At 63.3% G+C, this 25,444-nt stretch carries 31 protein-coding genes and 1 tRNA gene; 22 read left to right on the plus strand and 10 right to left on the minus strand.

Annotation, left to right across the window (positions count from 1 at the left end):
• Window positions 1–19: 19 nt before the first annotated feature.
• The 3 genes from PP1Y_RS07295 to PP1Y_RS07305 all read right to left on the minus strand — a co-directional run bounded on the left by PP1Y_RS07295 (window position 20) and on the right by PP1Y_RS07305 (window position 2,272).
• Window positions 20–421: a hypothetical protein gene (locus PP1Y_RS07295; RefSeq protein WP_013831658.1), complete on the minus strand. Its 402-nt coding sequence runs from the start codon at window positions 419–421 to the stop codon at window positions 20–22.
• 110 nt (window positions 422–531) lie between these two features.
• Entirely contained in the window at window positions 532–1,950 is a 1,419-nt protein-coding gene (gene tldD / locus PP1Y_RS07300) for a metalloprotease TldD (protein WP_013831659.1), read from the minus strand.
• Between the two features lie 109 nt (window positions 1,951–2,059).
• Window positions 2,060–2,272, minus strand: a complete 213-nt coding sequence (locus tag PP1Y_RS07305) for a zinc-finger domain-containing protein (RefSeq protein WP_041559185.1) — start codon at window positions 2,270–2,272, stop codon at window positions 2,060–2,062.
• A 163-nt stretch (window positions 2,273–2,435) separates the two neighbouring features.
• Between PP1Y_RS07305 and PP1Y_RS07310 the strand changes: the two genes are divergently transcribed.
• Both PP1Y_RS07310 and nadB read left to right on the plus strand, forming a co-directional pair.
• Window positions 2,436–3,380 carry an ABC transporter ATP-binding protein gene (locus tag PP1Y_RS07310; protein ID WP_041558658.1) on the plus strand — a complete coding sequence of 315 codons (945 nt, stop codon included), beginning with the start codon at window positions 2,436–2,438 and terminating at the stop codon, window positions 3,378–3,380.
• Between the two features lie 99 nt (window positions 3,381–3,479).
• Window positions 3,480–5,078 carry an L-aspartate oxidase gene (nadB, locus tag PP1Y_RS07315; protein WP_013831662.1) on the plus strand — a complete coding sequence of 533 codons (1,599 nt, stop codon included), beginning with the start codon at window positions 3,480–3,482 and terminating at the stop codon, window positions 5,076–5,078.
• Window positions 5,079–5,170: 92 nt separating this feature from the next.
• Here the strand turns inward: nadB and PP1Y_RS07320 are convergent, their stop codons facing one another.
• Entirely contained in the window at window positions 5,171–5,416 is a 246-nt protein-coding gene (locus PP1Y_RS07320) for a GlsB/YeaQ/YmgE family stress response membrane protein (RefSeq protein WP_041558659.1), read from the minus strand.
• Window positions 5,417–6,019: 603 nt separating this feature from the next.
• Here PP1Y_RS07320 and PP1Y_RS07325 point away from each other — a divergent pair.
• A complete protein-coding gene (locus tag PP1Y_RS07325; RefSeq protein ID WP_013831663.1) occupies window positions 6,020–8,062 on the plus strand; it encodes a ribonucleoside-diphosphate reductase subunit alpha in 2,043 nt (680 codons plus the stop codon).
• A gap of 142 nt (window positions 8,063–8,204) precedes the next feature.
• Here PP1Y_RS07325 and PP1Y_RS07330 read toward each other — a convergent pair whose 3' ends face one another.
• Complete coding sequence (locus tag PP1Y_RS07330) at window positions 8,205–8,672, minus strand: hypothetical protein (protein ID WP_232512574.1); 468 nt, start codon at window positions 8,670–8,672, stop codon at window positions 8,205–8,207.
• 431 nt (window positions 8,673–9,103) lie between these two features.
• On the opposite strand from PP1Y_RS07330, the gene PP1Y_RS07335 reads away from it, so the two are divergent.
• Window positions 9,104–9,496, plus strand: a complete 393-nt coding sequence (locus PP1Y_RS07335; RefSeq protein WP_007012371.1) for a PepSY domain-containing protein — start codon at window positions 9,104–9,106, stop codon at window positions 9,494–9,496.
• A gap of 3 nt (window positions 9,497–9,499) precedes the next feature.
• On the opposite strand, the gene PP1Y_RS07340 is transcribed toward PP1Y_RS07335, so the two are convergent.
• Window positions 9,500–9,760, minus strand: coding sequence for a DUF2171 domain-containing protein (locus PP1Y_RS07340; RefSeq protein ID WP_013831665.1), 261 nt, complete (start codon window positions 9,758–9,760; stop codon window positions 9,500–9,502).
• A gap of 405 nt (window positions 9,761–10,165) precedes the next feature.
• Here PP1Y_RS07340 and PP1Y_RS07345 point away from each other — a divergent pair, with 405 nt between their 5' ends.
• A complete protein-coding gene (locus PP1Y_RS07345) occupies window positions 10,166–11,218 on the plus strand; it encodes a ribonucleotide-diphosphate reductase subunit beta (RefSeq protein ID WP_007012369.1) in 1,053 nt (350 codons plus the stop codon).
• A gap of 493 nt (window positions 11,219–11,711) precedes the next feature.
• Here the strand turns inward: PP1Y_RS07345 and PP1Y_RS07350 are convergent, their stop codons facing one another.
• Both PP1Y_RS07350 and PP1Y_RS07355 read right to left on the minus strand, forming a co-directional pair.
• Window positions 11,712–12,080, minus strand: coding sequence for a membrane protein (locus PP1Y_RS07350; RefSeq protein ID WP_013831666.1), 369 nt, complete (start codon window positions 12,078–12,080; stop codon window positions 11,712–11,714).
• 134 nt (window positions 12,081–12,214) lie between these two features.
• Window positions 12,215–13,477: a NupC/NupG family nucleoside CNT transporter gene (locus PP1Y_RS07355; protein WP_007012366.1), complete on the minus strand. Its 1,263-nt coding sequence runs from the start codon at window positions 13,475–13,477 to the stop codon at window positions 12,215–12,217.
• 104 nt (window positions 13,478–13,581) lie between these two features.
• On the opposite strand from PP1Y_RS07355, the gene PP1Y_RS07360 reads away from it, so the two are divergent.
• From PP1Y_RS07360 to PP1Y_RS07390, 7 genes are all read left to right on the plus strand, one after another.
• Window positions 13,582–14,262, plus strand: a complete 681-nt coding sequence (locus PP1Y_RS07360; RefSeq protein ID WP_007012365.1) for a queuosine precursor transporter — start codon at window positions 13,582–13,584, stop codon at window positions 14,260–14,262.
• Between the two features lie 10 nt (window positions 14,263–14,272).
• Window positions 14,273–15,172, plus strand: a complete 900-nt coding sequence (gene argB, locus PP1Y_RS07365) for an acetylglutamate kinase (RefSeq protein ID WP_013831667.1) — start codon at window positions 14,273–14,275, stop codon at window positions 15,170–15,172.
• 46 nt (window positions 15,173–15,218) lie between these two features.
• The gene (locus PP1Y_RS07370) at window positions 15,219–15,773 is read left to right on the plus strand and encodes a hypothetical protein (RefSeq protein WP_007012363.1); all 555 of its coding nucleotides are present in this window, start codon (window positions 15,219–15,221) and stop codon (window positions 15,771–15,773) included.
• A gap of 105 nt (window positions 15,774–15,878) precedes the next feature.
• Window positions 15,879–16,172: a YggT family protein gene (locus PP1Y_RS07375; protein ID WP_007012361.1), complete on the plus strand. Its 294-nt coding sequence runs from the start codon at window positions 15,879–15,881 to the stop codon at window positions 16,170–16,172.
• The gene (gene folD / locus PP1Y_RS07380; RefSeq protein WP_013831669.1) at window positions 16,172–17,068 is read left to right on the plus strand and encodes a bifunctional methylenetetrahydrofolate dehydrogenase/methenyltetrahydrofolate cyclohydrolase FolD; all 897 of its coding nucleotides are present in this window, start codon (window positions 16,172–16,174) and stop codon (window positions 17,066–17,068) included. The genes PP1Y_RS07375 and folD overlap by 1 nt, the downstream gene beginning before the upstream one ends.
• Window positions 17,065–17,787 carry a hypothetical protein gene (locus PP1Y_RS07385; protein WP_041558660.1) on the plus strand — a complete coding sequence of 241 codons (723 nt, stop codon included), beginning with the start codon at window positions 17,065–17,067 and terminating at the stop codon, window positions 17,785–17,787. The genes folD and PP1Y_RS07385 overlap by 4 nt, the downstream gene beginning before the upstream one ends.
• Before the next feature lie 6 nt (window positions 17,788–17,793).
• A complete protein-coding gene (locus PP1Y_RS07390; protein WP_007012359.1) occupies window positions 17,794–18,429 on the plus strand; it encodes a MarC family protein in 636 nt (211 codons plus the stop codon).
• A 19-nt stretch (window positions 18,430–18,448) separates the two neighbouring features.
• On the opposite strand, the gene PP1Y_RS07395 is transcribed toward PP1Y_RS07390, so the two are convergent.
• On the minus strand, window positions 18,449–19,060 hold the full coding sequence (locus PP1Y_RS07395; RefSeq protein ID WP_013831671.1) for an LON peptidase substrate-binding domain-containing protein: 612 nt from the start codon (window positions 19,058–19,060) through the stop codon (window positions 18,449–18,451).
• A 6-nt stretch (window positions 19,061–19,066) separates the two neighbouring features.
• Window positions 19,067–19,969, minus strand: coding sequence for a thioredoxin (gene trxA, locus PP1Y_RS07400; RefSeq protein ID WP_041558661.1), 903 nt, complete (start codon window positions 19,967–19,969; stop codon window positions 19,067–19,069).
• A 223-nt stretch (window positions 19,970–20,192) separates the two neighbouring features.
• Between trxA and PP1Y_RS07405 the strand changes: the two genes are divergently transcribed.
• The 10 genes from PP1Y_RS07405 to PP1Y_RS07445 all read left to right on the plus strand — a co-directional run bounded on the left by PP1Y_RS07405 (window position 20,193) and on the right by PP1Y_RS07445 (window position 25,298).
• A tRNA-Gly gene (locus PP1Y_RS07405) sits at window positions 20,193–20,267 on the plus strand.
• A gap of 637 nt (window positions 20,268–20,904) precedes the next feature.
• Window positions 20,905–21,069, plus strand: a complete 165-nt coding sequence (locus tag PP1Y_RS26095; protein ID WP_006964003.1) for a hypothetical protein — start codon at window positions 20,905–20,907, stop codon at window positions 21,067–21,069.
• A 105-nt stretch (window positions 21,070–21,174) separates the two neighbouring features.
• On the plus strand, window positions 21,175–21,654 hold the full coding sequence (locus PP1Y_RS07415; RefSeq protein ID WP_013831673.1) for a hypothetical protein: 480 nt from the start codon (window positions 21,175–21,177) through the stop codon (window positions 21,652–21,654).
• 379 nt (window positions 21,655–22,033) lie between these two features.
• A complete protein-coding gene (locus tag PP1Y_RS07420) occupies window positions 22,034–22,351 on the plus strand; it encodes a DUF736 domain-containing protein (RefSeq protein ID WP_006964005.1) in 318 nt (105 codons plus the stop codon).
• Between the two features lie 165 nt (window positions 22,352–22,516).
• Window positions 22,517–22,663: a helix-turn-helix domain-containing protein gene (locus PP1Y_RS07425; protein WP_231382252.1), complete on the plus strand. Its 147-nt coding sequence runs from the start codon at window positions 22,517–22,519 to the stop codon at window positions 22,661–22,663.
• A gap of 226 nt (window positions 22,664–22,889) precedes the next feature.
• Complete coding sequence (locus tag PP1Y_RS07430; RefSeq protein ID WP_013831675.1) at window positions 22,890–23,153, plus strand: DNA -binding domain-containing protein; 264 nt, start codon at window positions 22,890–22,892, stop codon at window positions 23,151–23,153.
• Between the two features lie 137 nt (window positions 23,154–23,290).
• On the plus strand, window positions 23,291–23,488 hold the full coding sequence (locus tag PP1Y_RS07435) for a transcriptional regulator domain-containing protein (RefSeq protein WP_041558662.1): 198 nt from the start codon (window positions 23,291–23,293) through the stop codon (window positions 23,486–23,488).
• A gap of 118 nt (window positions 23,489–23,606) precedes the next feature.
• Window positions 23,607–24,062 (plus strand): DUF2285 domain-containing protein, encoded by a 456-nt coding sequence (locus PP1Y_RS07440; protein ID WP_013831676.1) that lies wholly within the window; start codon window positions 23,607–23,609, stop codon window positions 24,060–24,062.
• Between the two features lie 118 nt (window positions 24,063–24,180).
• On the plus strand, window positions 24,181–24,432 hold the full coding sequence (locus PP1Y_RS25295) for an AlpA family transcriptional regulator (protein ID WP_006964014.1): 252 nt from the start codon (window positions 24,181–24,183) through the stop codon (window positions 24,430–24,432).
• On the plus strand, window positions 24,432–25,298 hold the full coding sequence (locus PP1Y_RS07445) for a replication initiator protein A (RefSeq protein ID WP_013831677.1): 867 nt from the start codon (window positions 24,432–24,434) through the stop codon (window positions 25,296–25,298). The genes PP1Y_RS25295 and PP1Y_RS07445 overlap by 1 nt, the downstream gene beginning before the upstream one ends.
• Window positions 25,299–25,444: the final 146 nt, after the last annotated feature.

The raw sequence follows: 25,444 nt of genomic DNA on the forward strand, positions 1-25,444 counted from the left end.
GGTAGAATAGCGCTGGCGTTTACTTGGCCGACGCTATCTTGGTGTAGGGCACGAAGTCCTGAAGCCCCACGAAGCCGTTCCAGAAGTGGCTGCCGCGATCGTGCAGTTGCACGGTGTCGAGCCGGCAAAGCTGGCTGGAATGAAGCTTGGTGACGAGAATGTCGTCGTCATCGAGCGAATCGGCATTGCTTGGGCGATTGACGTAAAGCGTGCTGCCGACGCGATAGACGATCGCCGTCTTGTCGATCACGCGCGTGTCCTGCGCCATGTACGATGGAATGCAATTGACCGGCTTCCCGGCCTCTCGGCCATCGAGCATCTTGGCCAGCTGTTCCTCGCCGGTGAGCTTGGTGCGCGCGTCTGCGACGGGTGCGGCAAGGAGCGTGGCGGCGACAGCTACAGCGGCAAGTACCTTCTGCATGTCATTTCTCCTTTGATCCCACTTCCCTTTCATCGCGACTTTCGCACGAACCGTCTTAACCGAAGCTGACCGCAGGGGCTTCGATCGGCAGGGAATGCCGTCAGCCGATATCAGGCGGTTCCGCCGACGGTGAGACCCTCGATCAGAAGGCTGGGCTGGCCGACGCCAGCCGGCACGCTCTGCCCGCCCTTGCCGCACATGCCCACGCCCTCGTCGAGCGCCATGTCGTTGCCGATGCCCTTGACCCGGGTGAGGACGGAGGGGCCATCGCCGATCAGCGTGGCGCCCTTGATCGGCGCCCCGAGCTTGCCGTTCTCCACCTTGTAGGCTTCGGTGCAGGAGAAAACGAACTTGCCCGAGACGATGTCGACCTGGCCGCCGCCGAAGTTCTTGGCGTAGATGCCGTTGCCGATGCGGGCGAGCAGTTCCTCGGGATCGTCCTCGCCGGACTTCATGAAGGTGTTGGTCATGCGCGGCAGCGGGGCATGGGCGTAGTTTTCGCGGCGTCCATTGCCGGTCGGCTCGACGCCCATCAGGCGCGCATTGAGGCGGTCCTGCATGTAGCCCTTGAGCACGCCGTCCTCGATCAGGACCGTTTCGCGCGTGGGCGTGCCTTCATCGTCGATGGTGAGCGAGCCGCGGCGGCCCATGATCGAACCGTCGTCGACGATAGTGACGCCAGGTGCGCCCACGCGTTCGCCGATGCGTCCGGTGAAGGCCGAAGTGCCCTTGCGGTTGAAGTCGCCCTCGAGGCCATGGCCGATGGCTTCGTGCAGTAGCACGCCGGGCCAGCCGGGGCCGAGCAGCACGGTCATCTCCCCTGCGGGAGCATCGACGCTTTCGAGGTTGATCAGCGCGCGTTCAAGCGCAGTGTCGATGGCGTGGTTCCAGTTCTCGGGCTTGAACAGGTCGTCGTAGAGCCAGCGCCCGCCCATGCCGAACGAGCCGGTCTCGCGCCGTCCGTTGCTTTCGGCGACGATCGAGACGTTGAGGCGGACCAACGGGCGCACGTCGGTGGCGACGAAGCCGTCGGCCCGCACGATCTCGACCACCGACCAGGAGCCCGAGAGACTGGCGCTGACTTGCGCGACGCGCGGGTCGCGGGCGCGGGCGGCGGCGTCGATGGTCTCGAGCAGTTTCACCTTCTCGCCGAAACCGACGAGGTCGAGCGGCGAGGCATCGGTATAGAGGTGCCGGTTGCTCTTCTGCGGCGGTGCGGCGCGTTTGCCGGTTGCCGGGTCGAGCAGCTGCAGCGTCTCACCCGCGCGGCGGATCGCGGCGGCGGAAATCTCGTTGGCGTGGGCAAAGCCGGTCATCTCGCCGGAAACGCCGCGCAGGCCGAAACCTGCATCGCGCGAATAGTCGGCGGTCTTGAGGCGCCCGTCGTCGAAGCCGAAGGCCTCGGTCGCCATGAACTGCATGTAGAGTTCGCCGTCGTCGCACGCCTGCAGCGTTTCGGCGGCAAGCGCCTGTGCGTCCTCGGGCGTGAGCTGGCGGTAAAGTAGCGAGCGCGGGTCGGTAACGGTCATAGGACCGGATATAGGCCCACCGGCGCGAATTGAAATGGCAATGGCCGCAATCGGGCCAGTGCCGAAGATCTTGCGGGGCGTCCCGGCCGAGGACCGGGACGTAAGCCAATCAGGCCGCCTGCTGGTCTGCGGGGCCGCCCTTCAGCACGAAGCGGCGGTCGCAGTAACCGCAATCAACATAGCCCTTTTCGTCGATTTCCATCCACACGCGGGGATGGCCCAGCGCGGCGGGCTTGTAGGCGCCGTTGGCGCGGATGTCGGAAGCCCCGTCGCAGGAGACGCGAGGGGAATCGGTGTAGACGGTTTCGGGCGCGTTGCTCATGAGCTGCGCCATTAGCAGCGAGTGCTGGCCATTTCCAGCGCGGAACGGCGCAGATTCGCAACCTCATGTGGGAAGATCCCGCGCCGCCGCGGGACGCGCGCCTGCACGCTGCCTTGCCAGCCGGGGCTTTACCCGGAGGGCAACTTCCCCCAAATGCGCAGGAATGACCAGCACTGCAGCCCCCGCCATCTCCATTCGCGACCTCAAGAAGCGTTACGCTCCTGCTGGCGGCGACGAAGGCAAGCTTGCCCTGAAAGGCGTCTCTTTCGACGTTCCGGAAGGCGGGATCTTCGGCCTGCTCGGCCCGAACGGCGCGGGCAAGTCGACGCTCATCAACATCATGGCGGGGCTGGTTCGCAAGACTTCCGGCTCGATCGATATCTGGGGCTTCGACATCGATCGCGACCAGCGCAACGCCAAGCGGTCGATCGGCATCGTGCCCCAGGAAATCGTCTTCGACCCCTTCTTCACGCCTTACGAGGTGCTGGAGATCCAGGCGGGCCTCTACGGCATCGCCAAGCACTTGCGCCGCAGCGAGGAACTGCTGCGCGCCGTCCACCTTGCCGACAAGCGCGATGCCTACTCGCGCACGCTGTCCGGCGGCATGAAGCGGCGCCTGCTGATCGCCAAGGCGCTTGTCCACCAGCCGCCGGTGCTGGTGCTCGATGAGCCGACCGCGGGCGTCGACGTGGAACTGCGCCGCCAGCTCTGGGAACTCGTCACCGAGATGAACCGCGAAGGTGTGACGATCGTACTTACCACGCACTACCTCGAGGAAGCCGAGGAGTTGTGCGATCGCATCGCCATCATCAACCACGGCGAACTGATCGCCAACAAGCCTACCCGCGAACTGGTCGGCATGGCGCGCGAGAAGATCCTGGTCCTCACGCTCGATCGCGACCTGACCGAGATGCCCAGTCACCCCGGCTTCGTGAAGTGCGAAACCAGCGGTGAGCGCATGCTTGAGATCACCTACGACAAGGACCGCGCCAATGCCGGCGAGATCCTCTCGGCGGTGCAGGCGCAGGGCTTCTCGATTGTCGACGTGACGACCCGCGAAGCCGATCTCGAGGACGTCTTCGTCAGCCTGACCAGCCAGGCGGCCTGACCTGCACTTGTAAGAGGGCAGGGAGCGGAAAAGCCAAAAAGACTCTCTGTCTACCGGCAGGTTATTGCGATTGGGCGCGTCTCTCGCCAATGAGGCGGGATGGAACCGTCAGATCGCAGTAGCGTGCAATACGATGTCGTCATCATTGGTTCGGGGGCAGCGGGCCTTACCGCAGCTCTGGCACTGGCCTCGAAGCTCAAGGTTCTGGTCCTCGCCAAGGGCCAGTTGACCGGTGGCTCCACTGCTTGGGCGCAGGGCGGCATTGCAGCCGTACTGGATGCCGGTGACACCTTTGAAGAGCATATCCGTGACACGATGGTCGCCGGTGCGGGCCTGAACCGGCTCGAGACGGTCGAATACGTCGTCGAGCGCGCGCCCAGCGCAATCGGACGGCTGGTCGAGCTGGGCGTGCCGTTCAACATGGAAGGCGATGCGCTGCACCTGACGCGCGAAGGCGGCCATTCCCACCGCCGCATCGTCCACGTCAACGATGCCACCGGCTGGGCCGTGCAGCAGGCGCTGCTCAAGGCTGCCGAGGACAGCCCCAACATCACCCTGCTGCCGGGCCGTTCGTGCATCGACCTCATCACCGGACGGCACGAGATGCGCTATTCCGGCTCGGGGCGCATCTGGGGCGTCTATGCGCTCAACGAACAGACCGGGCACGTCGAGGCCTATACGGCGCGCGCCACGGTGCTCGCCACCGGCGGGGCGGGGCGCGTCTATCGCTTCAGCACCGCCCCGCGCGGCGCCACCGGGGACGGGATCGCCATGGCCTGGCGCGCCGGTGCGCGCGTCTCCAACATGGAGATGATGCAGTTTCATCCGACCTGCCTCTACAATCTGGAGGTCAAGAACTTCCTGATCACCGAGGCGGTGCGCGGCGAGGGCGGGCACCTCAAGCACCCGGTTACCGGCCACCGCTTCATGCCCGATTATGACGAGCGGGCCGAACTGGCGCCGCGCGACGTGGTCGCGCGCGCGATCGACGACCAGATCAAGCGCTACGGCCTGGACTACGTCCACCTCGATATCAGCCACCGTCCGCCCGAATTCGTGAAGGAGCACTTCCCGAACATTTACGAGAAGCTGATCTCGCTGGGCATCGACATGACGAAGGAGCCGATCCCGGTGGTGCCGGCGCAGCACTACACTTGCGGCGGCGTGCTGGTGGACCTCGACGGGCGGACCGACCTGCCCGGGCTCTATGCCGCGGGCGAGTGCACCGAAAGCGGGTTGCACGGCGCGAACCGCCTCGCGTCCAATTCGCTGCTGGAATGCTTCGTCTTCGGCGAGGCCGCGGCCGCGCACATTCTCGATCACTGGGACGCCTTCGATGCTCCGCCGCCGATCCGCGACTGGGACGAAAGCCGCGTCACCGATTCGGACGAGGAAGTCGTCATCAAGCAGAACTGGACCGAGATCCGCCGGTTCATGTGGAACTACGTCGGCATCGTGCGCACCACCAAGCGGTTGGAACGCGCGATGCACCGCATCCAGATGCTCAACGGCGAAGTGGAGGAATACTACCGCCACTTCCGCGTCTCGACCGATCTCGTCGAACTGCGCAACCTGCTGCAGTCGGCGGAACTGATCGTGCAGTCGGCCCTGCGCCGTCATGAAAGCCGCGGCCTGCACTTCACGCTCGATTATCCCCGGACGCTTCCCGAGGCGCAGGACACCGTAATGGTGCCCTAGGCGCGCGGGGCCGGGTTCGGGTTCTCCATCGCGCAATCCCCACCGCCTTCCCCGCCAGGGCGGGCAGCGGGGCGCGCTTCAGCCTTCGGAAATCAGGCGCCGATTCCGAGCAGCCGACCGAGGAAGATCAGCACGATGGCACCGATGATCGAGGCGAGGCAGCCGGCGCGGCTGAAGTCGCGCTGACCACGGCTGGAGACCAGCCCGGCGACGAGAGAACCGCCGATGCCCAGCAGGATCGTCGCGATCCAGCCCATGTCGACCGCGCCCGGGTAGAAGAAACGCGCCAGCACGCCGATGATGAGGCCGCTGATGATTGCGCCGATGATGTTGAGCATGATTTCGTTTCCCTCCTGCCAGTCCGTTCTCGAATCAGGCTGCCTTATAACCGTTGAAAGACAAGACGGTTGCATCCCGCCATGGCCTGCTTGCGAAAGCCCCGGCAGGCAACTGGGGCTCGCGATCAGGGCACCGGAGGTCTCGTTTCGTCGTATTCCTGATTCGGTTCGTCGTCAGATTACTGGGGAAAAATTTTTCGGCGCAGGCGTGACATTCGGACTTGCCAGAGACGCGGGTGAAGGACTTCCCACGCGTCGCGAGAGCGGCGGGGCTGTCCAGCCGTCCGATGCGAAGCCCGTCGGATCAGGGGCCCCCCTCTTGCAGTGAAATCCAGAACAGGCACTATGGGTTGTGTCGCAGCGGCGGCCGGGGCTCAATACCTAGAGGGATCGCAAGTGGGCGGATCAGGGCCCACCAGGGGGCGAGTCCCGGTGTGAAGGCCGACCGGAAGCCTCTAGGGCCAAGGCGGAACGGGTAATTCCGTTCTCTTTTTGTACCATATCTGGTAGGTGGGAATCCAGATCCTCGCCGACTCGTGACGGTACCGCCCGGCCGATGCGGAAAAGATGACGCTGCTTTCGGGCAGTTCGATGACAAGTGCGATGACACGGGGGCGAAAAGTGGATTTCAGGAACGAAAGCGACGCGGTCGTGGAAAGTGCTGACGTGGAACATGTCGGGGCGGTGGCTTCGGATACGGACTGTGCCGTAGGGGCGCAGGACGCGAGCAAACAGAACAAGGAGACGGGCAAGGGCCCGGCAGTCGCCATGGATAAATCCGACATCGCAACCGCAGATCTGGTCGACGCGGCGAAGGCACCGCGCAAGAGCGATTCGAAGACCATCCATGACCGCCGCTTCAAGGTCGTCACGGATGACAGCCGCGATGCGCTCCTGACCGATTTCGGCAAGGAGACGCTGGACGACCGCTACCTGCTGCCCGGCGAGAAGTACCAGGACATCTTCGCGCGCGTCGCGGATGCCTATGCCGACGATCAGGAGCATGCGCAGCGGCTCTACGACTACATCTCGAAGCTGTGGTTCATGCCCGCTACCCCGGTCCTGTCGAACGGCGGCACCGGGCGCGGCCTGCCGATCTCGTGCTACCTGAACTCGGTGGACGACAGCCTCGAGGGCATCGTCGCGACCTGGAACGAGAACGTCTGGCTCGCCTCGCGCGGCGGCGGCATCGGCACCTACTGGGGCTCGGTGCGCGGCATCGGCGAACCGGTGGGCCTCAACGGCAAGACCAGCGGCATCATTCCCTTCGTGCGCGTGATGGACTCGCTGACCCTCGCGATCTCGCAAGGTTCGCTGCGCCGCGGCTCGGCAGCCTGCTACATCGACGTCTCGCACCCCGAGATCGAGGAGTTCCTCGAGATCCGCAAGCCCTCGGGCGATTTCAACCGCAAGGCGCTCAACCTGCACCACGGCGTGCTGCTCACCGACGAGTTCATGGAAGCCGTGCGCGATGGCCGTGAGTTCGAGCTCAAGAGCCCGCGCGACGGTTCGGTGCGCGGTTCGGTCAATGCCCGCTCGCTGTTCCAGAAGCTGGTCGAAACCCGCCTGGCCACCGGCGAGCCCTACATCGTCTTCTCCGACACCGTGAACCGCATGATGCCCAAACATCACCGTGATCTCGGCCTCAAGGTCTCGACCTCGAACCTTTGCTCGGAAATCACCCTGCCCACGGGCCGCGACCACCTCGGCAACGACCGTACGGCGGTGTGCTGCCTGTCCTCGCTCAACCTGGAAACCTGGGACCAGTGGAAGGGCGAGAAGCGCTTCGTGGAAGACGTGCTGCGCTTCCTCGACAACGTGCTGCAGGACTACATCGACCGCGCGCCGGACGAGATGGCCCGTGCCAAGTATTCGGCCATGCGCGAACGCTCGGTCGGCATGGGCGTGATGGGCTTCCACTCGTTCCTGCAGCAGAAGGGCATCGCCTTCGAAAGCGCGATGGCCAAGGCGCTCAACCTGCAGATGTTCCAGTACATCAACCAGAAGGCCAACGAGGCCTCGATGATGCTCGCCAAGGAACGCGGCCCGTGCCCGGACGCGGCCGATCAGGGCGTGATGGAACGGTTCAGCTGCAAGATGGCGATCGCGCCGACCGCGTCGATCTCGATCATCTGCGGCGGCACCTCGGCCTGCATCGAGCCGATCCCGGCCAACATCTACACCCACAAGACGCTTTCGGGCTCCTTCGTGGTGAAGAACCCCTACCTGCAGAAGCTGCTGGCCTCGAAGTCGAAGGACTCCACCAACGTGTGGAACTCGATCCTCGAGCATGGCGGCTCGGTCCAGCAGCTCGACTTCCTCTCGCCCGAGGAAAAGGCGATCTACAAGACCAGCTTCGAGATCGACCAGCGCTGGCTGCTCGAATTCGCGGCCGACCGCACGCCCTATATCGACCAGGCCCAGTCGCTGAACCTGTTCATCCCGGCCGACGTCGACAAGTGGGACCTGATGATGCTGCACTTCCAGGCCTGGGAGAGGGGCATCAAGTCGCTTTACTACCTGCGCTCCAAGTCGGTGCAGCGCGCCGGTTTCGCCGGCGGTGTGGAAGCGGACAATACCAAGGTCGCACCCAAGTTCGAGATCGGCGAGACCACCGACTACGACGAGTGTCTTGCCTGCCAATAAGGGAATTGCCGGGGGGCGGCATTTGCTCAGCCCCGACACGGACTCCCAGCGGAAGCGGCTCCCGGTTTTCCGGGGGCCGTTTTCGTTTGAGCCCGGATGAAGAGAGGCACGCCGTTCGGGCAGGGCTTCTCGCCGACCGGGATTACTCCACGGTCATTCGGAACGGCAGTTCGATGTCGATCTTCACCCGGTAATTGGGTCCGTTGGTCCCGCTGCGGTCGGCCACCATCACGATCACCGCGCTGCACTTCACCATTGCGTGCGAAAGGTGCCAGCGCTTGAGCCATTCGCGAAACTGCGTGGTCAGGGTGCGCGGGCAGGAGCCGATCACGATATCGTCGATGGTGACGACGACATCGCCCCGGCTGTTCGCATGGTCCTCGTCAAGGTCGAGGGTCGCGATGCATTCGTGCTTGCGGCGCGGGCCATCGCCATTGCCTGCAATCGTCTTGAGCTCGGGCTGATAGTGCGAGGTGCGCACGATTTCGTGGCGGAATTCACCCTTGCCGTGAAGGAAAAGGAAGCGCGTTTCGCCGCCGGGCACGGGTAGCAGGTCGGCATTGATCGGCACCGCGCCAGGGCGCGTGGCCCTGTCAAGGATGACCGGCAAGATCAACCACTTCAAAAACTGTACGAATTTCTTCCAGATACCCACTTTTGCACGCGACGCCCGATTTTCATGGGATTTTGACAGGTTCTTTAGTGCGGTTTGACTGTAGCCGATAGCCCGGTTGGAGGGGCACGAGCGGAGTTTTCCCCGCCGGCTTTCGTAGCTTGAATGTCGCAATACCGCAGAAATCCGCACCGTTCGCGGCGCTGCCGGAGCGAATTCTCCGCCCGCATCAGCCGGTTACGATCGGGCCCGGCAAGTATTCGTCTGCGTAAAAGGCGAAGGATAGCAGCTTTGCCGGAATGTGCCCTCGAAGTGTGCAGCTTTTACCATTTGCGACAATTTGCGGCTTGAGGTCGACGGGCCGAATGCGGATGGGATCGCACAAGACAGTTCCTCTACCGGCATCAGTTTCAGGACCAGATACGACAATGCGCAAGTGGCACCGATGGCTTTCCGTTTTCTTTGGCGTCTTCATGCTCTGGATCGCCGTGACAGGGGTCCTGAGCCAGGTTGCCGTGCTCTGGCCGAGCGGCGCGCCCGATGCTGCCGCACAGGCCGCGGCCGCGCCGCCGCCCGGCTTCGAATGCCCCGAAGGCTGGCGGTGCATGCCGCCACGCGGCGATGCAGGCGGCATCCGTTCGCTGACCGGGCTGTTCCATCACCTGCACTCGGGTGAAAGCTTCGGCCCGATCGGCACGCTGATTTCGGTGCTCTCCGGCCTGACCCTGATCTTCTTCTCGATTTCGGGCCTGTGGCTCTACGTGCAGATGTGGCAGAACCGGAAGAGCCGCTCGCTCAATCCGCGCTGGTTCTGGAAGTAAGGTTCAGGGGGTGCCGCCAAGCCCGAAGGTGGCATCCCCGCGCCCGGACAGGAGGACGCTCGTCTCGTCGACGCCGTCGACCTGGGTGATGACGATGAAGTCGTGCTCCTGATCGTCCGGCGTTCCATCGAGGAAGATCTCCTCTCCCTTCATGCCCGACACGATGCCGATGCACGAACCGTCGGGATTGAGTACCCGCATGCCCTTGCGGATCGTTCCCACGACCGTCGTCCAGGCGGTTTCCTCCGATCTCTGCTCTGTCATGGGATTTCTCCTGTTGAGGAGGGCACAAATGCCATCCCCCTATATCATGAATAATGCCTCGGGCGGCGCTCGGGTTCCTGCGAGCGGCGCCGGGCCGCGCGCGGGGCGAAGCCAAGGACCAAGCACGAGTCGCGTCGCATTCGAGCGGGTCGGCCGGGCTCTGGAATACTAGGTCTAGCGTCCCCATATTCATCGGGCCGCTAGATATGCGGGGGACGAGGCTGTGCATATGTTCCAGGCACGTCTCCCACCGCAAAGCGATTTTTGGTTATCGTGGCGCCCTTCGCTCGGGTCATGTCACTGCGGGCGAAAGCGTTTTCGACCCGGAAAGTCCTGCCGAGCCGCCGATCCGGCCGGCCGAATCGACCGGGCCACTGATCAACCGATGCCCGGAGTGAGTCGCCCATGCCCCTTCTCGAAGCCCGCAAGACCTACAAGCCCTTCGAATATCCCTGGGCCTACGACTACTGGAAGCTCCAGCAGCAGGTCCATTGGCTGCCCGAGGAAGTGCCGCTGGGCGAAGATTGCCGCGACTGGGCGCAGAAGCTTTCCGAGCATGAGCGCAACTTGCTCACGCAGATCTTCCGCTTCTTCACCCAGGCCGACGTCGAGGTGCAGGACTGTTACCACGACAAGTACGCGCGGGTGTTCAAGCCGACCGAGATCAAGATGATGCTCACCGCCTTCTCCAACATGGAGACGGTGCACATCGCGGCCTACTCGCACTTGCTCGACACCATCGGCATGCCCGAGAGCGAGTACGGCATGTTCCTCGAATATGCCGAGCTCAAGGACAAGCACGACTATCTGCAGCGTTTCGGCGTCGATTCCGATGAGGACATTGCCCGCACGCTCGCCATGTTCGGCGGTTTCACAGAGGGCGTGCAGCTTTTCGCGAGCTTCGCGATGCTGATGAACTTCCCGCGCTTCAACAAGATGAAGGGCATGGGCCAGATCGTTTCATGGTCGGTGCGCGACGAATCGCTGCACTGCGAGGGCATCACCCGCCTGTTCCACGCCTTCACCAAGGAACGCGACTGCCTGACCAAGGCGGTGAAGGAAGACATCGCCGACCAGTGCCAGACGACCGTGCGGCTGGAAGACAACTTCATCGACCTGGCCTTCGAGCTGGGCCCGGTCCCCGGCATGACCGCCAAGGACATCAAGAAGTACATCCGCTTCATCGCGGACTGGCGTCTCGGCCAGCTTGGCCTCAAGCCGATCTACCTGATCGACGAGCACCCGCTGCCCTGGCTGCAGCCGCTGCTCAACGGCGTCGAGCATGCCAACTTCTTCGAGACCCGCGCCACCGAATATTCCAAGGGCGCGACCCGCGGCAACTGGAACGACGTCTGGACGAACTTCGACCAGCGCCGCAAGGCCAAGGCCAACGACGTCGACGAACTCGACGACGGCAGCGAGCCCGACATGTTCGGCGGCACGCAGGCAGCGGAGTAATCCGCCAGGCCACACGCCGCTGCGTCATGGCGGCCTCTCCCGCACAAGCGGGAAAACGACAAGACCGCCCCTCCCGCGCGCGGGAGGGGCCCGGGGTGGGCGCGGCTACCTCGACTGCCGTCTTGCTGCAGTGCAAAATCGCCACGCTGCCTGTGACATGAAAGACACGCGCGGCAATTACCGGGCCATCGGTGCCGTATTCTTGCAACCTTGGGATTGTACCCGGCGTTGAAACGTCGGAACAAGGGTGCAGCCGGGTTCGGCAGGACATGGCAAGCCTGTTCCTGCCACTCGTGCCGGAGGAAGCGTCAGCGAAAGCAGGCGCCAGAGCCGGCCAGGCGCCGCCCGGACAGCGCGAATCCCCGTCCGGGCGGCGCTGCCTCTTCCTGCGAAACGCTTGCCGCAGGACGGAGCAATGGAGCGTCCTGGCGGAGCATCATGATACCGCATCATGACTTGGCCACGACGCTCCTTTTTCTTCGGGAGATCCCGTTCAGGCCAGCCAGGTTGATGGATTGGGCATCGGTGCATGCTTCTGCGCGTTGAGCAGGCTCAACACGCTGCGCACGATCACCAGCACTGCGACGGCGGGCAGGATCAGGAAGCCGATCAGCACGATCATCAGCATGAAGCCCACGACAGAGCCGACCAGCCCGATCCAGAACGTGTTGATCAGGTACTGGTAATGCGAAACTTCCCAGTCCGCTTTCGGTTCGTTGCGCCAGACAAATGCAAGAACGATGCCGACGATCGCCGTTACCCCGGTCAGGAACGAGGCAAGATAAAGCAGGCTGATGATCGTCGGATTATTGAACTCGAAACCTGAATTGGCAGGCGTCGGGGTGGGCTTCATTTCATCCATGGTAATCCTCCACGATGGCCGGCCCCGATGCTGCCTGTAATACTCTTGAGGCGCAAGACACTGATTTTGAGGCGGTCACGCACGCCGCGAAAGTGAAAGTGGGGGCGCAGGGCGGCCCGGTTTCCCGCCCTCTTTCAGCCCAGACCGAGGAACAGTCCGGCCAGCGCCGCGCTCATCAGGTTGGACAGGCTCCCTGCGGCCAGCGCGCGCAGGCCGAGGCGGGCGATCACCGGGCGCTGGTTGGGCGCCAGCCCGCCGGTCACCGCCATCTGGATCGCGATCGAGGAGAAATTGGCAAAGCCGCACAGCGCGAAGGTCACGACGGCGACAGTCCGCGGGGACAGACCTGCCGCGCCGCCAAGGTCGATGAAGGCGACGAACTCGTTGAGCACGATCTTCGTGCCGAACAGGCTGCCGGCCTGCATCGCCTCGTGCCAGTCGGGCGCGGCGAGCAGGTAGAAGATCGGCGCGAGCAGGTAGCCAAGCAGCGACTGGAAAGTGACGTCCTGGTAGCCGAACAGACCTGCAGCCCAGCCGACCACGCCATTGGCCAGCGCGATCAGGGCAACGAAGGCAAGTACCATCGCGCCGACAGCGACTGCCAGCTTCACGCCCGTCTGCGCGCCTTGCGATGCGGCCATGATGATATTGGCGGGGCGTTCCTCGTCATGCGGCACCTCGACCTGTGCGCCGCGGGCAGCGGCTTCCAGCGCCGCATCTTCCTGGGCCAGCGTCACCCTGCGCGGATCGGGCATGATCATCTTGGCCATGAAGATGCCGCCCGGTGCGGACATGAAGGCGGCAGCCACGAGGTAATCGATGCGGATGCCCATGCTGGCATAGGCGGCCAGGATCGTGCCGGCGACCCCGGCCAGGCCGACCGTCATCACGCAGAACAGCTGCGAGGGTGTCAGCCCGGCAATGTAGGGGCGAATCACCAGCGGGCTTTCGCTTTGGCCGACGAAGATGTTGGAGGCCGCGCACAGGCTTTCGACCTTGCTGATCCCGGTCACTTTCTCCAGCGCGCCGCCGATCCAGCGGATCACCAGCGGCATGATCCGCAGGTAGTAGAGGATCGAGATAAGCGAGGCGAAGAAGATGATGACCGGCAATGCCGAGATGGCGAAGCTGGTGCCGCCGATCTCCGGGCGGGCGAGGGGCCCGAACAGGAATTCCACCCCGGCATGGGCATAGCCGAGCAAGTTGCTCACGCCCCGTGACGCGCCGTTCAGCAGCGAGCGGCCGAAGGGCACGTAAAGGACGAGGGCGGCAAAGCCGGCCTGCAGCGCAAAGGCGGCGCCGACCACGCGGGGGCGGATGGCCTTGCGATCTGTGGAGAGGAGGAATGCGACAGCCGCGATGAGAGCAATGCCGATGAGGCTATAGGCAACGTGCATTCGGCGCATTTCTCCGCAGGAGGCCAAAAAACCCGGCAAACCTAATGCCCTGCGCAAAAGGCGGCTAGTGCAATTGCGAAGCCGAACGGTTAGATCGTCCGACCATGATCACGCCCCCCTTGCCGCAATCGCGCAATTGCCCGCCAGGCCTGATGCTCTTCTCGCTGATTTATGGCGGCATGGTGACACTGGGCGGCGTCTTGGGCGCCAAGCAGGTGTCTATCGGGCCGCTTGCGGTGGAGGCGGGTATCTTCCCATTCCTGACCCTGGTGGCGACGTCCAGCGGTATTGCCGAACTCTACGGCAAGGATACCGCGAACCGGCTGGCGCGCTTCGGGCTGGTGCCGCTTGTCATGGCGATCGCGCTGACTTTCTTCGTGCTGCAACTGCCCACCGATCCGGGCATGTATGAGCCGGCCAAGGCCGCCTTTCCGGTAATCCTGGGCCAGTCGGGGCGGATGATGGCGGCAGGGATCTGCGCCTATGCCGTCTCGCTCACGCTCAATATCTGGATCTTCTCGAAGCTGCGGGCCGCGACCGGGCGCTTCGCCGGCTTGCGCGGCTTCATCGCGGCGGCGCTCTCGCAGATCGTCGACACGATGATCTTCATCACCATCTCGTTCTACGGCGTGCGCGAGATCTTCGGGATCCTGGTCGGGCAGGCGCTTGCCAAGGTCGTGCTCTCGGCCGTCGTGGTCCCGATCGTGATCTGGATCGTCGTGAAACTCGGCCATTTTCTGGACGGAAACGCCGAAAATGCTTCAAATCGCGCGCAGGAGCGTTAAAGCGCACCCCATGCCGAATCCACACGATCCCTCGCTCCTTGCCAAGGCCGAAACGCTCGTCGACGCGCTGCCTTACCTGCAGCGTTACGCAGGTCGCACCTTCGTCGTGAAGTACGGCGGCCATGCCATGGGCGATCCCGAACTGGCGCACGATTTCGCCGAAGATGTCGTCCTGCTCAAGGCGGTGGGCATCAACCCCGTGGTCGTCCACGGCGGCGGCCCGCAGATCGGTGCCATGCTCAAGAAGGTCGGGGTGGAAAGCCAGTTCATCGACGGGCTGCGCGTCACCGACAAGGCGACTGCCGAAGTGGCCGAGATGGTCCTTTCAGGGGCGATCAACAAGGAGATCGTGGGCTGGATCGCCAAGGCCGGCGGGCGCGCGATGGGCCTGTCGGGCAAGGACGGCGGCCTCGTCACCGCCCGCAAGGTGCAGCGCACCAGCAAGGATCCGGACAGCAATATCGAGCGCGTGGTCGATCTCGGCTTCGTCGGCGAACCCGACAGGATCGATACCAGCGTGATCGAATCGATTTCGGCGGCGGGCATGATCCCGGTCATCGCGCCGATCGCGCCGGGCCCCAATGGCGAGACCTACAACGTCAACGCCGATACGATGGCCGGCTCCATCGCGGCGGCACTGGGCGCAGCGCGCCTGTTCCTGCTCACCGACGTGCACGGCGTGCTCGACAAGCAGGGAGAGCTGCTGACCGACTTGCGCCCGGCCGACATCGACCGCCTGCAGAAGGACGGAACCATCTCGGGAGGGATGATCCCGAAGCTGGAAACCTGCGTCCATGCCGTGGAAGCTGGGTGTGAAGCCGCCGTTGTCCTTGACGGACGGGTATCGCATGCCATGTTATTGGAAATTTTCACGCAGGAAGGTGCCGGCACGCTCATCCGCGCAGGCTAGGATTTTTGCGAAGGGGACCAAGGGTCTGAAAGGCATCTCTAAAACCATGCATCTCAAAGCCGCTTTTGCCACCGCGCTCACGGCGAGCGTGCTGCTGCTCTCCGCCTGCGACAAGGAGCCGCCGATGGCCGAGCCTTCCGCCAGCATCAGCGGCGAGGCAAGCGAAGGTGCCATGGTTCAGGAAGTGCCTTCCGCCGATGCCTCCGGGGCGGCATCCGCCGGCCTGGCCGCCGGTCTGGACATGGCCGCGCTCAAGGAGCGCCGCGATCCCGAACGCTTGCTGCGTTTCTACACCAATGCCATCCGCATCGGCGACTGGGGCGATGCCGCCAGGGCCTGGAGCCTCGACGCGCAGATGACGCCCGAGAAGCTCGAGAAGGAATTCGGCGGTAATGCCGGGCCGAAGGTGGCGGTGGGCAAGGGCGATACCTCGGGCGCTGCCGGATCGCTCTATTACGAGGCGCCGATGGTGGTCGACTTCGCCGATGGACGTCCCTCGCGCCGCGGCACGATTGTCCTGCGCCGCGTCAACGATGTGCCGGGAGCCAGCGAGGAACAGCTCAACTGGCGGATCGAGCGCACCTCCACCCTGCCGCAATAGTCTTTCGTCGGCGGGCATGGGTCCGCTGCAGACTGCGGCCTTGCTCCCCACGCGCCTGCTCGGCTATCAGCCGCAGCGCCAGTTCCAGAAGAAAGGGAGCAGGACTTGCTCTTCTACACCCTCTACCAGATCATCGATTACCTCGTGAACATCATCGTGTTCGTGGTGATCGTGCAGTTCGTGCTGGGCCTGTTGATCGCCTTCAACGTGGTCAACATGCACAACCAGTTCGTGGCGTCGGTCTATCAGGCCCTCAATGCCCTGCTCGAACCGCTGCTGCGGCCGATCAGGCGCCTGATGCCCAGCACCGGGACGATCGATTTCTCGCCCATGATCCTGATCATCGGGCTTACCATCCTCCAGATCATCCTGGGCAATCTCGCAAGGGCCTACGGCTGATGAGCGAAGCAGCGATTATCGACGGCAAGGCATTCGCCGAAGGCCTGCGCGGCCGCGTCGCCACTTTCGCGTCGCAGTTCGAGGCGAAGGCCGGGCGCAAGGCTGGCCTGGCAGTGGTTCTCGTGGGTGAGGACCCGGCAAGCCAGGTCTATGTGCGCAACAAGGGCAAGCAGACGCTTGCCTGCGGGATGAACAGCTTCGAGCACAAGCTTGATGCCGACACGAGCGAGGCAGACCTGCTGGCGCTCGTCGAAAAGCTCAATGCCGACCCGGCGGTGGACGGGATTCTCGTCCAGCTGCCGCTGCCTGCGCACATGAACGAGCAGAAGGTCATCGCCACGATCAATCCGGACAAGGACGTCGACGGTTTCCATGTCGTCAATGTCGGCCGTCTGGCGACCGGGCTGCCCGGTTTCGTGCCCTGCACGCCGCTGGGCTGCTTGATGCTGCTGAAGGACCGGCTCGGCTCGCTTTCGGGCCTCGATGCCGTGGTCATCGGTCGCTCCAACATCGTCGGCAAGCCGATGGCGCAGTTGCTCACGGCGGAAAGTTGCACGGTGACGATTGCGCACAGCCGCACCAAAGACCTTCCCGAGGTCGTGCGCCGCGCCGACATCGTCGTGGCTGCCGTGGGTCGTCCGGAAATGGTCAAGGGTGACTGGATCAAGCCCGGTGCCACCGTGATCGACGTAGGTATCAACCGCGTTCCCGCGGCAGAGGAAGGCAAGACGAAGCTCGTTGGCGACGTCGACTTCGCTTCGGCCTTGCCAGTTGCCGGGGCGATCACCCCGGTACCCGGCGGCGTGGGGCCGATGACGATTGCCGTGCTCCTGCGCAATACCCTGGTGGCCGCGCATCGCAACGCCGGCGTCGCGCTTGACGAGAACGCGATTTGAAGCCTGCCGCGCTCGGTCTTGCGCTGCTGGCGCTGGCCGGGGTGCTTGCATCCCCGGCACTGGCCGAGCCGCGTCGCCGGCCCGGCCCCGGCACTGCCAATCCGAGCGCGCTGGTCGCCGCTGAAATCGCCTTCAATCGCCTCGCGCATGACAAGGGGCAATGGACGGCGTTTCGCAAGACCTCCGACGAATCCGCGATCATGTTCGTGCCGCAGCCGGTCCTTGCAAGGTCGTGGCTCGGCGGGCGATCCGACCCCGCGCAGCCCGTGCAGTGGGAGCCTTACGAGGTCTGGATGAGCTGTGATGGTTCGCTGGGCGTCACTCGCGGCGCCTATCAGGCGCCCGGCGGCGCGGCGGGTTATTTCACGACGATCTGGCGGCTGGACAAGAAGGGCGAATACCGCTGGGTGCTCGACCAGGGCGCGCCGCTGGCCAAGCCGCTCGACAAGCCCTTCATGCTATCCGCCTCCGTAGCCGACTGCCCGTCGCGCGGCGAGTGGCCGGGCGCCTATCGCGGCAAGGCCGAGGATGAGCGCCGCGACCGCGAGCCGATCAAAGTTGCAGGCATGGACGGCAGCGGCACGTCGGACGACGGCACGCTGACCTGGGCCTACCACGTCGAACCCGACTTTGCCCGAACCCTTACCGTGTCATTGCGAAAGGATGGCGAGATGAAGCCCGTGCTTTCCCTGAAAGTCAGTGCCGAGGACGCCAGGTAGAATTCCATGCTTGAGCTGTTTCTTTCGGCTTTCGTATCGCTGTTCGTTGTCATCGACCCGCCCGGGTGCGCGCCGATCTATGCCGGACTTTCGGCCGACGCCACGCGGCGGCAGGCCATTGCGATGGCTGCCCGTGCCTGCGTCATCGCCGCGATCATTCTCGTCATATTCGCGCTGTTCGGCGAAAAGCTGCTTGGCGCGCTGCACATCGAGCTCAATGCCTTTCGCATCGCAGGCGGCATCATGCTGTTCATGATCGCCACCGAAATGGTGTTCGAAAAGCGTACGCAGCGCCGCGAAGAGCGGGCCGAGAAAATCATGGCGACGCCGGAAGTGGAGGACGTGTCGGTCTTCCCGATGGCCATGCCGATGCTCGCCGGGCCGGGTTCTATCGCCACGATCATGCTGCTGACCGCGCGCGCCCAGGGCATCGAGCAGACCTTTGCCGTGCTGGGCGCGATGCTGCTCGTCCTTTTGCTCAGCTTTGCCGCGCTTGCTGCCGCCGGGCCCTTGATGCGGGTGCTGGGGGACAAGGTGGAGGCGGTGATTACCCGCCTGCTGGGCGTCCTGCTGGCCGCGCTGGCGGCGCAGTACGTAATCGACGGCGTCACCGCCGTGCTGCGCTTCCCGGCGGCGGCCTGAGCCGCCGCCGTGCGCGCTTCTACTGCAGGGTCACGCCTTCTTCGTCGCCTTCGCCGTGGCGGCCGAAGAACTGCATGAGCTGCACGAGCAGCTCGCATCGCGCGCCCAGCCCGTTGGCTTCAAGCAGGGCCTGCTTGGCGGCGGGGTCGAACGGGGCGATCTGTGAAACGCCGTTGATCAGCGAGACGTCGTCCAGCCGGGCGACCTGATCCCAGTCTACCGCATAGCCCTGCATGTCGGCAAAGCGGCGCGCTTCCCGTTCGAAGCTGGCGCGCTCGACCGGGGCGAGGGCTTCGTCCTCGCTCTCCTCGATCAGTTCGGCCTCGACCTGCCGGAACGGGGTGGTGACATCGAGTTCCTTGACGATGCGGAAACGCGATTCGCCTTCGAGAATGATGTTGAAGCGCCCGTCCTCGAGCGCTTCAACGTCGCCGATGCGGCCCAGACAGCCGATCGAGAAGAGCGGGGCGCCTTCCTCTGGCCGCTGAGGCTGGATCATGCCGATCAGCCGGTCGCGCGCGAGCGCATCACTTATCATCGCCCGGTAGCGCGGTTCGAAGATGTGCAGCGGCAGCTGCAGTCCCGGATAGAGAACCACCCCGGGCAGGGGAAAGATGGTGATGCGCGTCACGGAGGGTCAGCCGAACAGGATCGTCGAGAGCTTGCGCCGGGTTGCCGAGACCCAGGGATCTTCCAGACCGACGGCTTCGAAGATCTGGAGCAGCTTGGCGCGCGCGGCGCCATCGTTCCATTCGCGGTCGGCTTGGATCATCGCCAGGAGCGTTTCGCCAGCGGTATCGCGCTCACCGGCGGCAAAGGCAGCATTGGCGAAGGCAAGCTGCGCGTCCATGTCGTCGGGGCGCTCGGCCGCGGCGGTGCGAAGGGCGGCCAGCTCGCTGTCGTCGGGCTTGTCCTTGGCCAGCTGCAGGGCAGCGCGCGCGCGCTCCACATGCGCATCCTGCGCCAGTTCCGGGGTCAGGCTACCGAGCACCTGCTCGGCTTCCTCAAGGCGTCCTGAAGCGATGAAGCTGCGAATCAGGCCGGAGAGCGCCTCGGCATTGTCGGGGGCCATTTCGACGATCTGCATGAAGATGCTGGCGGCGCGTTCGGCGTCATCCCCTGCCAGCGCTTCCTCGCCCATGGCGAGAAGCGGTGCCAGATCGGCCTCCGGCTCACCGCCGCCGGGTTCGACCGGAAGCTTTTCCAGCAGCTGGTCGAGCGTGGACTTGAGCTGCGATTCGGTGCGTGCGCCGGTCAGGTCGGCAACCGGCTGGCCGCGGAAGATCGCATAGACGGTCGGGATCGAGCGGACCTGGAACTGCGAGGCAATGAACTGTTCCTCGTCGACGTTCACTTTCGCGAGCAACACGCCCTTGTCGGCATATTCGGCGGCAACCTTTTCGAGCACGGGCGTGAGCGCCTTGCACGGCCCGCACCATTCGGCCCAGAAATCGAGGATCACCAACTGCGTCATCGAGGGTTCGACAACGGACTGGCGAAAACGGTCCACTGCCTTCTGTTCGTCGAGGTTGAGACCCATGCTGGCCAAAGTGCTTGCTCCTAAACTGTGCTGCGGTTGCATAGATCGGGACTTTGCGAGCGTTTGTGAAGGGTCATTGCGTCGGAAATGCCGGTTTTGCGTTGCTCTGTTAGGGAGGATGAAAAAATTTTCGATTTCCCTCTTGCCACCCCAAAAAGGCACTGCTAGTGGCGCGCCTCCACCCCGGGCCTACCGGCAAACACGGCAGGCCTCGAACGTCAGAGCGGGCGTAGCTCAGGGGTAGAGCACAACCTTGCCAAGGTTGGGGTCGAGGGTTCGAATCCCTTCGCCCGCTCCAGTTTTCTCTCAGAAAATCAACGATTTCGCCGACCGGCGACCCTTGAAATTCTGGAGACAACGCCTCACCGAGACCCCCATTGTCTCCATATTGTCTCCAATTTTGGTACAGGTTGGGGCGTCGTGGGGAAAGCCGGTCGTAGCTCGTGAATTTTGAGCCCCCTTTTTGCAGCTAAATTGTCGATCAATGTCGCCCGAACTTGCGCCTGACGTGTGGTGTGAAACGGCTCATCTCGCTGCTAGCAGTCGGGCGCCTTGGCCGAGGGGCAGCGTGCTGCGCCAGAACAGCGCAAGGTAAAGTCTTTTTCGGATCGCCGAGGTCGCACATATCGATATTGCCGGCCGCGTAGCGCCTGACCGATCTTGAGAAACTGGCCGTCAACGGCGGATGCCTGAAGAATATGTCACCGCCGGAATCTGACTGGCGCAATTGGCATAACTCGAACCGCCGCAGAACCACTCGCTCGCATTAGCCGCTGATCCCTGGGCTCGAAGCCTGTCCTCCTTCAATCAACCCGTAAAGGGTCCGCTACGCGTGCGCGTGCGGCCGCAGCTTTGCTGCGGTGATTGCGGCCAGCCCCCGGCCTGTGGGGCGACTGTCGAGCGGGGTGGTCCCGCTCCAAGGCAGGAGCCGCAACATGCCACTGGCAACCGCACAATCGCTTGGCTGGAACCTCTCCCGGACGCTGATGACGGTCATCGTCCTCATTGAAACCAATCAGGGCTACTTCGTCATCCCCGCTGACGAATTTGATGGCGACCCCGAACAGGTGGTTCGCGAATATGACCCCTTCAGCCGCTAATCTCAGGCACATTTCGCCTTTTCGGCCTGCGCCCTGTCGTGCTATTCTTGCACCGCAGATTGCGCTGAGGTGGTGGTGGCGAGCGCGTCCAGACAAGGGACGCTTATGACCATTTTTCTCATCCTCGGGGCCGTTGCTGGCCTTTATGTGCTCGCGCTGCTCTTCCGCCTCGCCAGCTACGCGCTGCCTGTCTATGCCGGGCTCACTTGTGCTTTCCTGCTGCTCGGCCACGATGTTGGCCATCTCGGAGCAATCCTAGGCGGACTGGCGGCAGGCATTGCTACGCTTCTGATTGGACAGAGCCTCATTGCCTTTATCCGCTCTCCCATGATCCGTGCCGGGATCGCGCTCCTCTTTGCCATACCCGCGGGATTCGCCGGCTTTCAGGCCGCGCACGCGCTTGGATCACTGGCAACGGACAACAGCATGCTGCTGGCGATCCTTGGTTCCATCGCTGCTATGGCGACATCCCTCTCGGCATGGCGAAGCGTGACGATGTCGGAGCGTGATACGTGCGTCACCCCACAGTTTGCCGTTCCCGTGGCTGGGCAAGCCTCTACAGGCCAATCCATGTCGGCCGAGTGATGGCGTGAGGGGCCAATACCGCCGGTCCAGTCGCTTCCTTTGCTTTGCCGATTTTGAACCGAGGGTTCAGTGCCAGCGTTCACCCGAGCCAGTGCATGCGATCAGCAACTGGCGTCCTTCCCGGCAGAACCGACCAGTACGGCCTCTTTCGATCCGCGCCCATGTCAGCCAGACGCTTCGCTTGGCAGGCTTGCCGCAACGGTGCTTGCCGAACTTTCTTCCCCCGGCGTTCCGCCGTTCCTCGCGAGACAAGAAAGCCCGGCCACACCGTCCTTCGCTAACGCTGCGGGCTGACGCTGCGGCGCCTGCCACTGGCTGACCCTTATCCGCGCATCGAGGCCGCACTGGCGCGGTCCCGTCCAACGGAAAGGAAATACCCATGGCAAAGATCGGCAACTTCAAGATGGTTTCGGGCGAACTCCGGGGCCAGATCGTCACTCTCGCCCTTCAGGCCAAATCAGTCAGGATCGTCGCGGAAGAAAACACCAGCGGCAATGCCCCCACTCACCGGGTCCTCATCGGCGAAGTCGAAATCGGCGCAGCCTGGAAAAAGCACACCCAGGACGACCGTCCGTACCTTTCGGTGAAGCTCGACGACCCCAGCTTCATGGCACCCATTTTCGCCCAGCTGTTCGAAGCCGAGGACGGCAGTCACGATCTGGTCTGGAACCGCCCGAGCCGCCGCAACGACCATTGAATCGGCCAAGTCATCGCCCGGGTCACACCGGGCGATGACGAATCCCTAGTATATTGGGTGGCAGTATATTAGGGTTACGCCGACCCACGAAGCATGAGGCTTCGGGAGATTTTTGGGACGAATTTAAGGCGATTGCGACACGCCAGTGGGCTTTCGCAGGAGGAATTGGCGCATCGTGCCGGAATCAACCGAAACTATGTCGGCCTTCTCGAACGCGCAGCCAATTCGCCGACGCTCGACACAATTGAGCGACTCGCAGAAGAACTTGCCGTCGATCCCGTGCGATTTTTCGAAAAACCTGGCGGTCGTTGAACGCAAACCCACCGCCATTCACCGAATCTCAGCAGCAATTTTACAATTTCTGAACTACAACAGGCAGATCATTGCCTCTGGGAATGTTTTGTCCCGGCAATCTGGGCTCGGCATTATCCCGTGCTGGGGATAGCGCACTGCCCGATTGGGGATAAGTTCACCCTGCTTCTCTGCGCGCGTTGCAGGGGCGCAGTCGCTAAACAGGTTTTGCTACAAGGAGAGACCCATGTCGGCTCCTGAGTTTGCCGATGAACCACCGCAGTCAGACCGATTGAGCGCTTATGATGAGCGCCACCTTGTCACGTATCTTCGCCTGCTGGATGCCGAAAAGGACGAGGCATCATGGGAAGAGGTGGTTTCGATCATCTTCGCCATCGATCCTGCCAGTGAGCCGGATCGCGCGCGAAGGGTCTATGATACTCATCTCGCCCGCGCCAAGTGGATGACGCAACACGGCTACAAGCACCTGATGGTCCCGCGAACCCAATGAAACTGGGCATTTAGCACCAATCTGGCGCAATCGATTGTGCCTTGCCGCGGGGGAGCCCGGAACTGACTCGAGCACTTCTCTCGTCACGGCTCCGACGTGATCGTTCGACTCCAAAAAAACCTCATAGGAGAGGTGCGATGGAGAAGCCGCCCGACTGGCGTTCGGAGAATTACGCCAAAGCGTATGAAAACTATGACCGCACGGATTTCGCGCAGGAATTCCTGCGCCGCAATCCTGAATACCGCGACCAATATGCTGAAGCCGTTGACGATGCGCCACTCGCGCTGAGTCGTCTGGCTCGGCACTGGGGGTTGGTCTTTCGCTGCGGACCCTGATCTTCCAGCCCACCATCTCCCGATTGTCTGGCACCCATCTACAGCGGCCAGCGTCATCCTTCTGCGCCCGGCACCATTCCCTTGTGACGGCTGCAGCCAAGCCGAAATTGTCGACGGCATGGATATCGCGGCCGAGCACCGCGATGAGGAAGGGCGGCATCTCGTCCTCTCGACGGCGAAGCGCCGCTACCGCCTGAATATTCGCGGCGAGACAACAGAGACCGAACCGCTCGCCTATGTTCTTCCGGGCGACGCATTTTGGGAAACACGAAAGGCCGCCGTTTCCGATTTTCATGATCATTGCCGTCTCGGGCATGTGAAGAAGCTCCCGTTCTGCCTTGCGCCCGGTCCGTCAGAGCACTGGCGTCTGGTCCAATGGCTTCGGTTGCTTGATGCGCTGTCTGGCGGCGCAACCACACGCGAATTGGCCATCGAACTTATCGCCCGCGATACCGGGCAATATTCGGCCGCCGAATGGGATACGTCGAGCGAGCGCAAACGGATTGCTCGCTGGCAGCGACAGGCGCTCGCTATGCGCGACGGCGGCTATATCGCCCTGTTGAGCGGCCACTGATCGGGACATTCGGCAGCAACGCCTTATGTCCGTTCACCCAAGTCCCTGAAAATCTCAAATCTCGCCTCCTGCTCGCCGGGCCAACCCCTTGTGTCCGGCACTTCACAGGAGACGTTTCATGGATGGAGATTTCGTCCCGGTATTCCCGCGCTATGTCAGGACGCCCGATGCTGCCGTGCATTTGGGTCTCTCAGCCCGCACACTTGAAAAGCATCGTTGCTATGGGACGGGGCCAGCCTTTCACAAGCTCGGTCGGCGGATTGTCTATGCCATAGTCGATCTCGATGCCTGGGCGCAAAATGGTCGCCGCAATTCAACATCCGATCCCGGACAAGGCATTTGCCTGTCTGCACGCCCGGTGCGCCGCTGATGCGTTTGGTGAGCCCCCAGCAACAGCCCGACCTGTTCTACTCGATGCCCGGTGACATTGCCGCGCGCGATGCTCAGGATCTGATGTCCTGGCCCTTTTTCAGCCTTGCCAAGTCGCGGCGCTCCGCGCCGATCGACTTCGCAATGGGGGCCACATGGATCTCGGTCGAAGCCGTAGCCGAACACGGCATGGCGACCATCTGGGATGCCGACATTCTGATTTGGGCGGCGAGTCAGCTCGTCGAAGCGCGCGACGCAGGCCGGCCGACATCTCGGCACATTGCCGCCCGTCCGCACGAGATTCTGACCTTCATCGGGCGCGGAACGGGCAAGGACCATTATGAGCGGCTGCGCGCAGCGCTCGACCGCTTGCAATCGACGACCGTTGCCACGTCGATCCGCCAGCAACACCAGCGCCGACGCCACCGCTTCTCCTGGATCAACGAATGGCGGGAGACACTCGACGACCGTGGCCGCGCCATTGGCATCGAGCTCATCCTGCCCGACTGGTTCTATGCGGGTGTGCTTGATCGCGGCCTGATCCTGACGATCGACCGCGCCTATTTTGCGCTGACAGGGGGCGTCGAGCGCTGGCTCTACCGTATCGTGCGCAAGCATGGTGGACATCAGCGCGGTGGCTGGAGCTTCGACGTTCCGCACCTTCATCTCAAATCAGGTGCGCTTTCGCCGCTCAAGCAATTCGCATTCGAGCTGCGGACCATCGTCCGGCGGCAGTCTCTCCCGGGCTACCATCTGAGCCTTGAGCACAGCTTCGGCCGCGAGCGGCTGATCTTCAAACCCATCCCCGTCGACCCGTTCGTTGCCGCTGCCCGGCGCGTCGGTTTCCCTGTGGAGAAGTTGGCATGACATTCGGCCTATTAAAAACCGTCGGACTCGGCCCATCGGAAACCCGATCCTCGGCCTATCGAAAACCGAGACCATGCGGAAACCCGCAGAATTCTGCGGCAAATCGGCGCTCCTCTAACGATGCTAATAGAAAAGAATCCTTCGGA

This window comes from Novosphingobium sp. PP1Y, from assembly GCF_000253255.1.
Taxonomy (GTDB): domain Bacteria; phylum Pseudomonadota; class Alphaproteobacteria; order Sphingomonadales; family Sphingomonadaceae; genus Novosphingobium.

Bases quoted from the DNA above. Each gene is read 5' to 3' on its own strand.
- PP1Y_RS07295 (WP_013831658.1), bottom strand. From the start codon at position 421: ATGCAGAAGGTACTTGCCGCTGTAGCTGTCGCCGCCACGCTCCTTGCC.
- tldD (WP_013831659.1), bottom strand. From the start codon at position 1,950: ATGACCGTTACCGACCCGCGCTCGCTACTTTACCGCCAGCTCACGCCC.
- PP1Y_RS07305 (WP_041559185.1), bottom strand. From the start codon at position 2,272: ATGAGCAACGCGCCCGAAACCGTCTACACCGATTCCCCTCGCGTCTCC.
- PP1Y_RS07310 (WP_041558658.1), top strand. From the start codon at position 2,436: ATGACCAGCACTGCAGCCCCCGCCATCTCCATTCGCGACCTCAAGAAG.
- nadB (WP_013831662.1), top strand. From the start codon at position 3,480: ATGGAACCGTCAGATCGCAGTAGCGTGCAATACGATGTCGTCATCATT.
- PP1Y_RS07320 (WP_041558659.1), bottom strand. From the start codon at position 5,416: ATGCTCAACATCATCGGCGCAATCATCAGCGGCCTCATCATCGGCGTG.
- PP1Y_RS07325 (WP_013831663.1), top strand. From the start codon at position 6,020: ATGACACGGGGGCGAAAAGTGGATTTCAGGAACGAAAGCGACGCGGTC.
- PP1Y_RS07335 (WP_007012371.1), top strand. From the start codon at position 9,104: ATGCGCAAGTGGCACCGATGGCTTTCCGTTTTCTTTGGCGTCTTCATG.
- PP1Y_RS07340 (WP_013831665.1), bottom strand. From the start codon at position 9,760: ATGACAGAGCAGAGATCGGAGGAAACCGCCTGGACGACGGTCGTGGGA.
- PP1Y_RS07345 (WP_007012369.1), top strand. From the start codon at position 10,166: ATGCCCCTTCTCGAAGCCCGCAAGACCTACAAGCCCTTCGAATATCCC.
- PP1Y_RS07350 (WP_013831666.1), bottom strand. From the start codon at position 12,080: ATGGATGAAATGAAGCCCACCCCGACGCCTGCCAATTCAGGTTTCGAG.
- PP1Y_RS07355 (WP_007012366.1), bottom strand. From the start codon at position 13,477: ATGCACGTTGCCTATAGCCTCATCGGCATTGCTCTCATCGCGGCTGTC.
- PP1Y_RS07360 (WP_007012365.1), top strand. From the start codon at position 13,582: ATGATCACGCCCCCCTTGCCGCAATCGCGCAATTGCCCGCCAGGCCTG.
- argB (WP_013831667.1), top strand. From the start codon at position 14,273: ATGCCGAATCCACACGATCCCTCGCTCCTTGCCAAGGCCGAAACGCTC.
- PP1Y_RS07370 (WP_007012363.1), top strand. From the start codon at position 15,219: ATGCATCTCAAAGCCGCTTTTGCCACCGCGCTCACGGCGAGCGTGCTG.
- folD (WP_013831669.1), top strand. From the start codon at position 16,172: ATGAGCGAAGCAGCGATTATCGACGGCAAGGCATTCGCCGAAGGCCTG.
- PP1Y_RS07390 (WP_007012359.1), top strand. From the start codon at position 17,794: ATGCTTGAGCTGTTTCTTTCGGCTTTCGTATCGCTGTTCGTTGTCATC.
- trxA (WP_041558661.1), bottom strand. From the start codon at position 19,969: ATGGGTCTCAACCTCGACGAACAGAAGGCAGTGGACCGTTTTCGCCAG.
- PP1Y_RS26095 (WP_006964003.1), top strand. From the start codon at position 20,905: ATGCCACTGGCAACCGCACAATCGCTTGGCTGGAACCTCTCCCGGACG.
- PP1Y_RS07415 (WP_013831673.1), top strand. From the start codon at position 21,175: ATGACCATTTTTCTCATCCTCGGGGCCGTTGCTGGCCTTTATGTGCTC.
- PP1Y_RS07420 (WP_006964005.1), top strand. From the start codon at position 22,034: ATGGCAAAGATCGGCAACTTCAAGATGGTTTCGGGCGAACTCCGGGGC.
- PP1Y_RS07430 (WP_013831675.1), top strand. From the start codon at position 22,890: ATGTCGGCTCCTGAGTTTGCCGATGAACCACCGCAGTCAGACCGATTG.
- PP1Y_RS07435 (WP_041558662.1), top strand. From the start codon at position 23,291: ATGGAGAAGCCGCCCGACTGGCGTTCGGAGAATTACGCCAAAGCGTAT.
- PP1Y_RS07440 (WP_013831676.1), top strand. From the start codon at position 23,607: ATGGATATCGCGGCCGAGCACCGCGATGAGGAAGGGCGGCATCTCGTC.
- PP1Y_RS25295 (WP_006964014.1), top strand. From the start codon at position 24,181: ATGGATGGAGATTTCGTCCCGGTATTCCCGCGCTATGTCAGGACGCCC.
- PP1Y_RS07445 (WP_013831677.1), top strand. From the start codon at position 24,432: ATGCGTTTGGTGAGCCCCCAGCAACAGCCCGACCTGTTCTACTCGATG.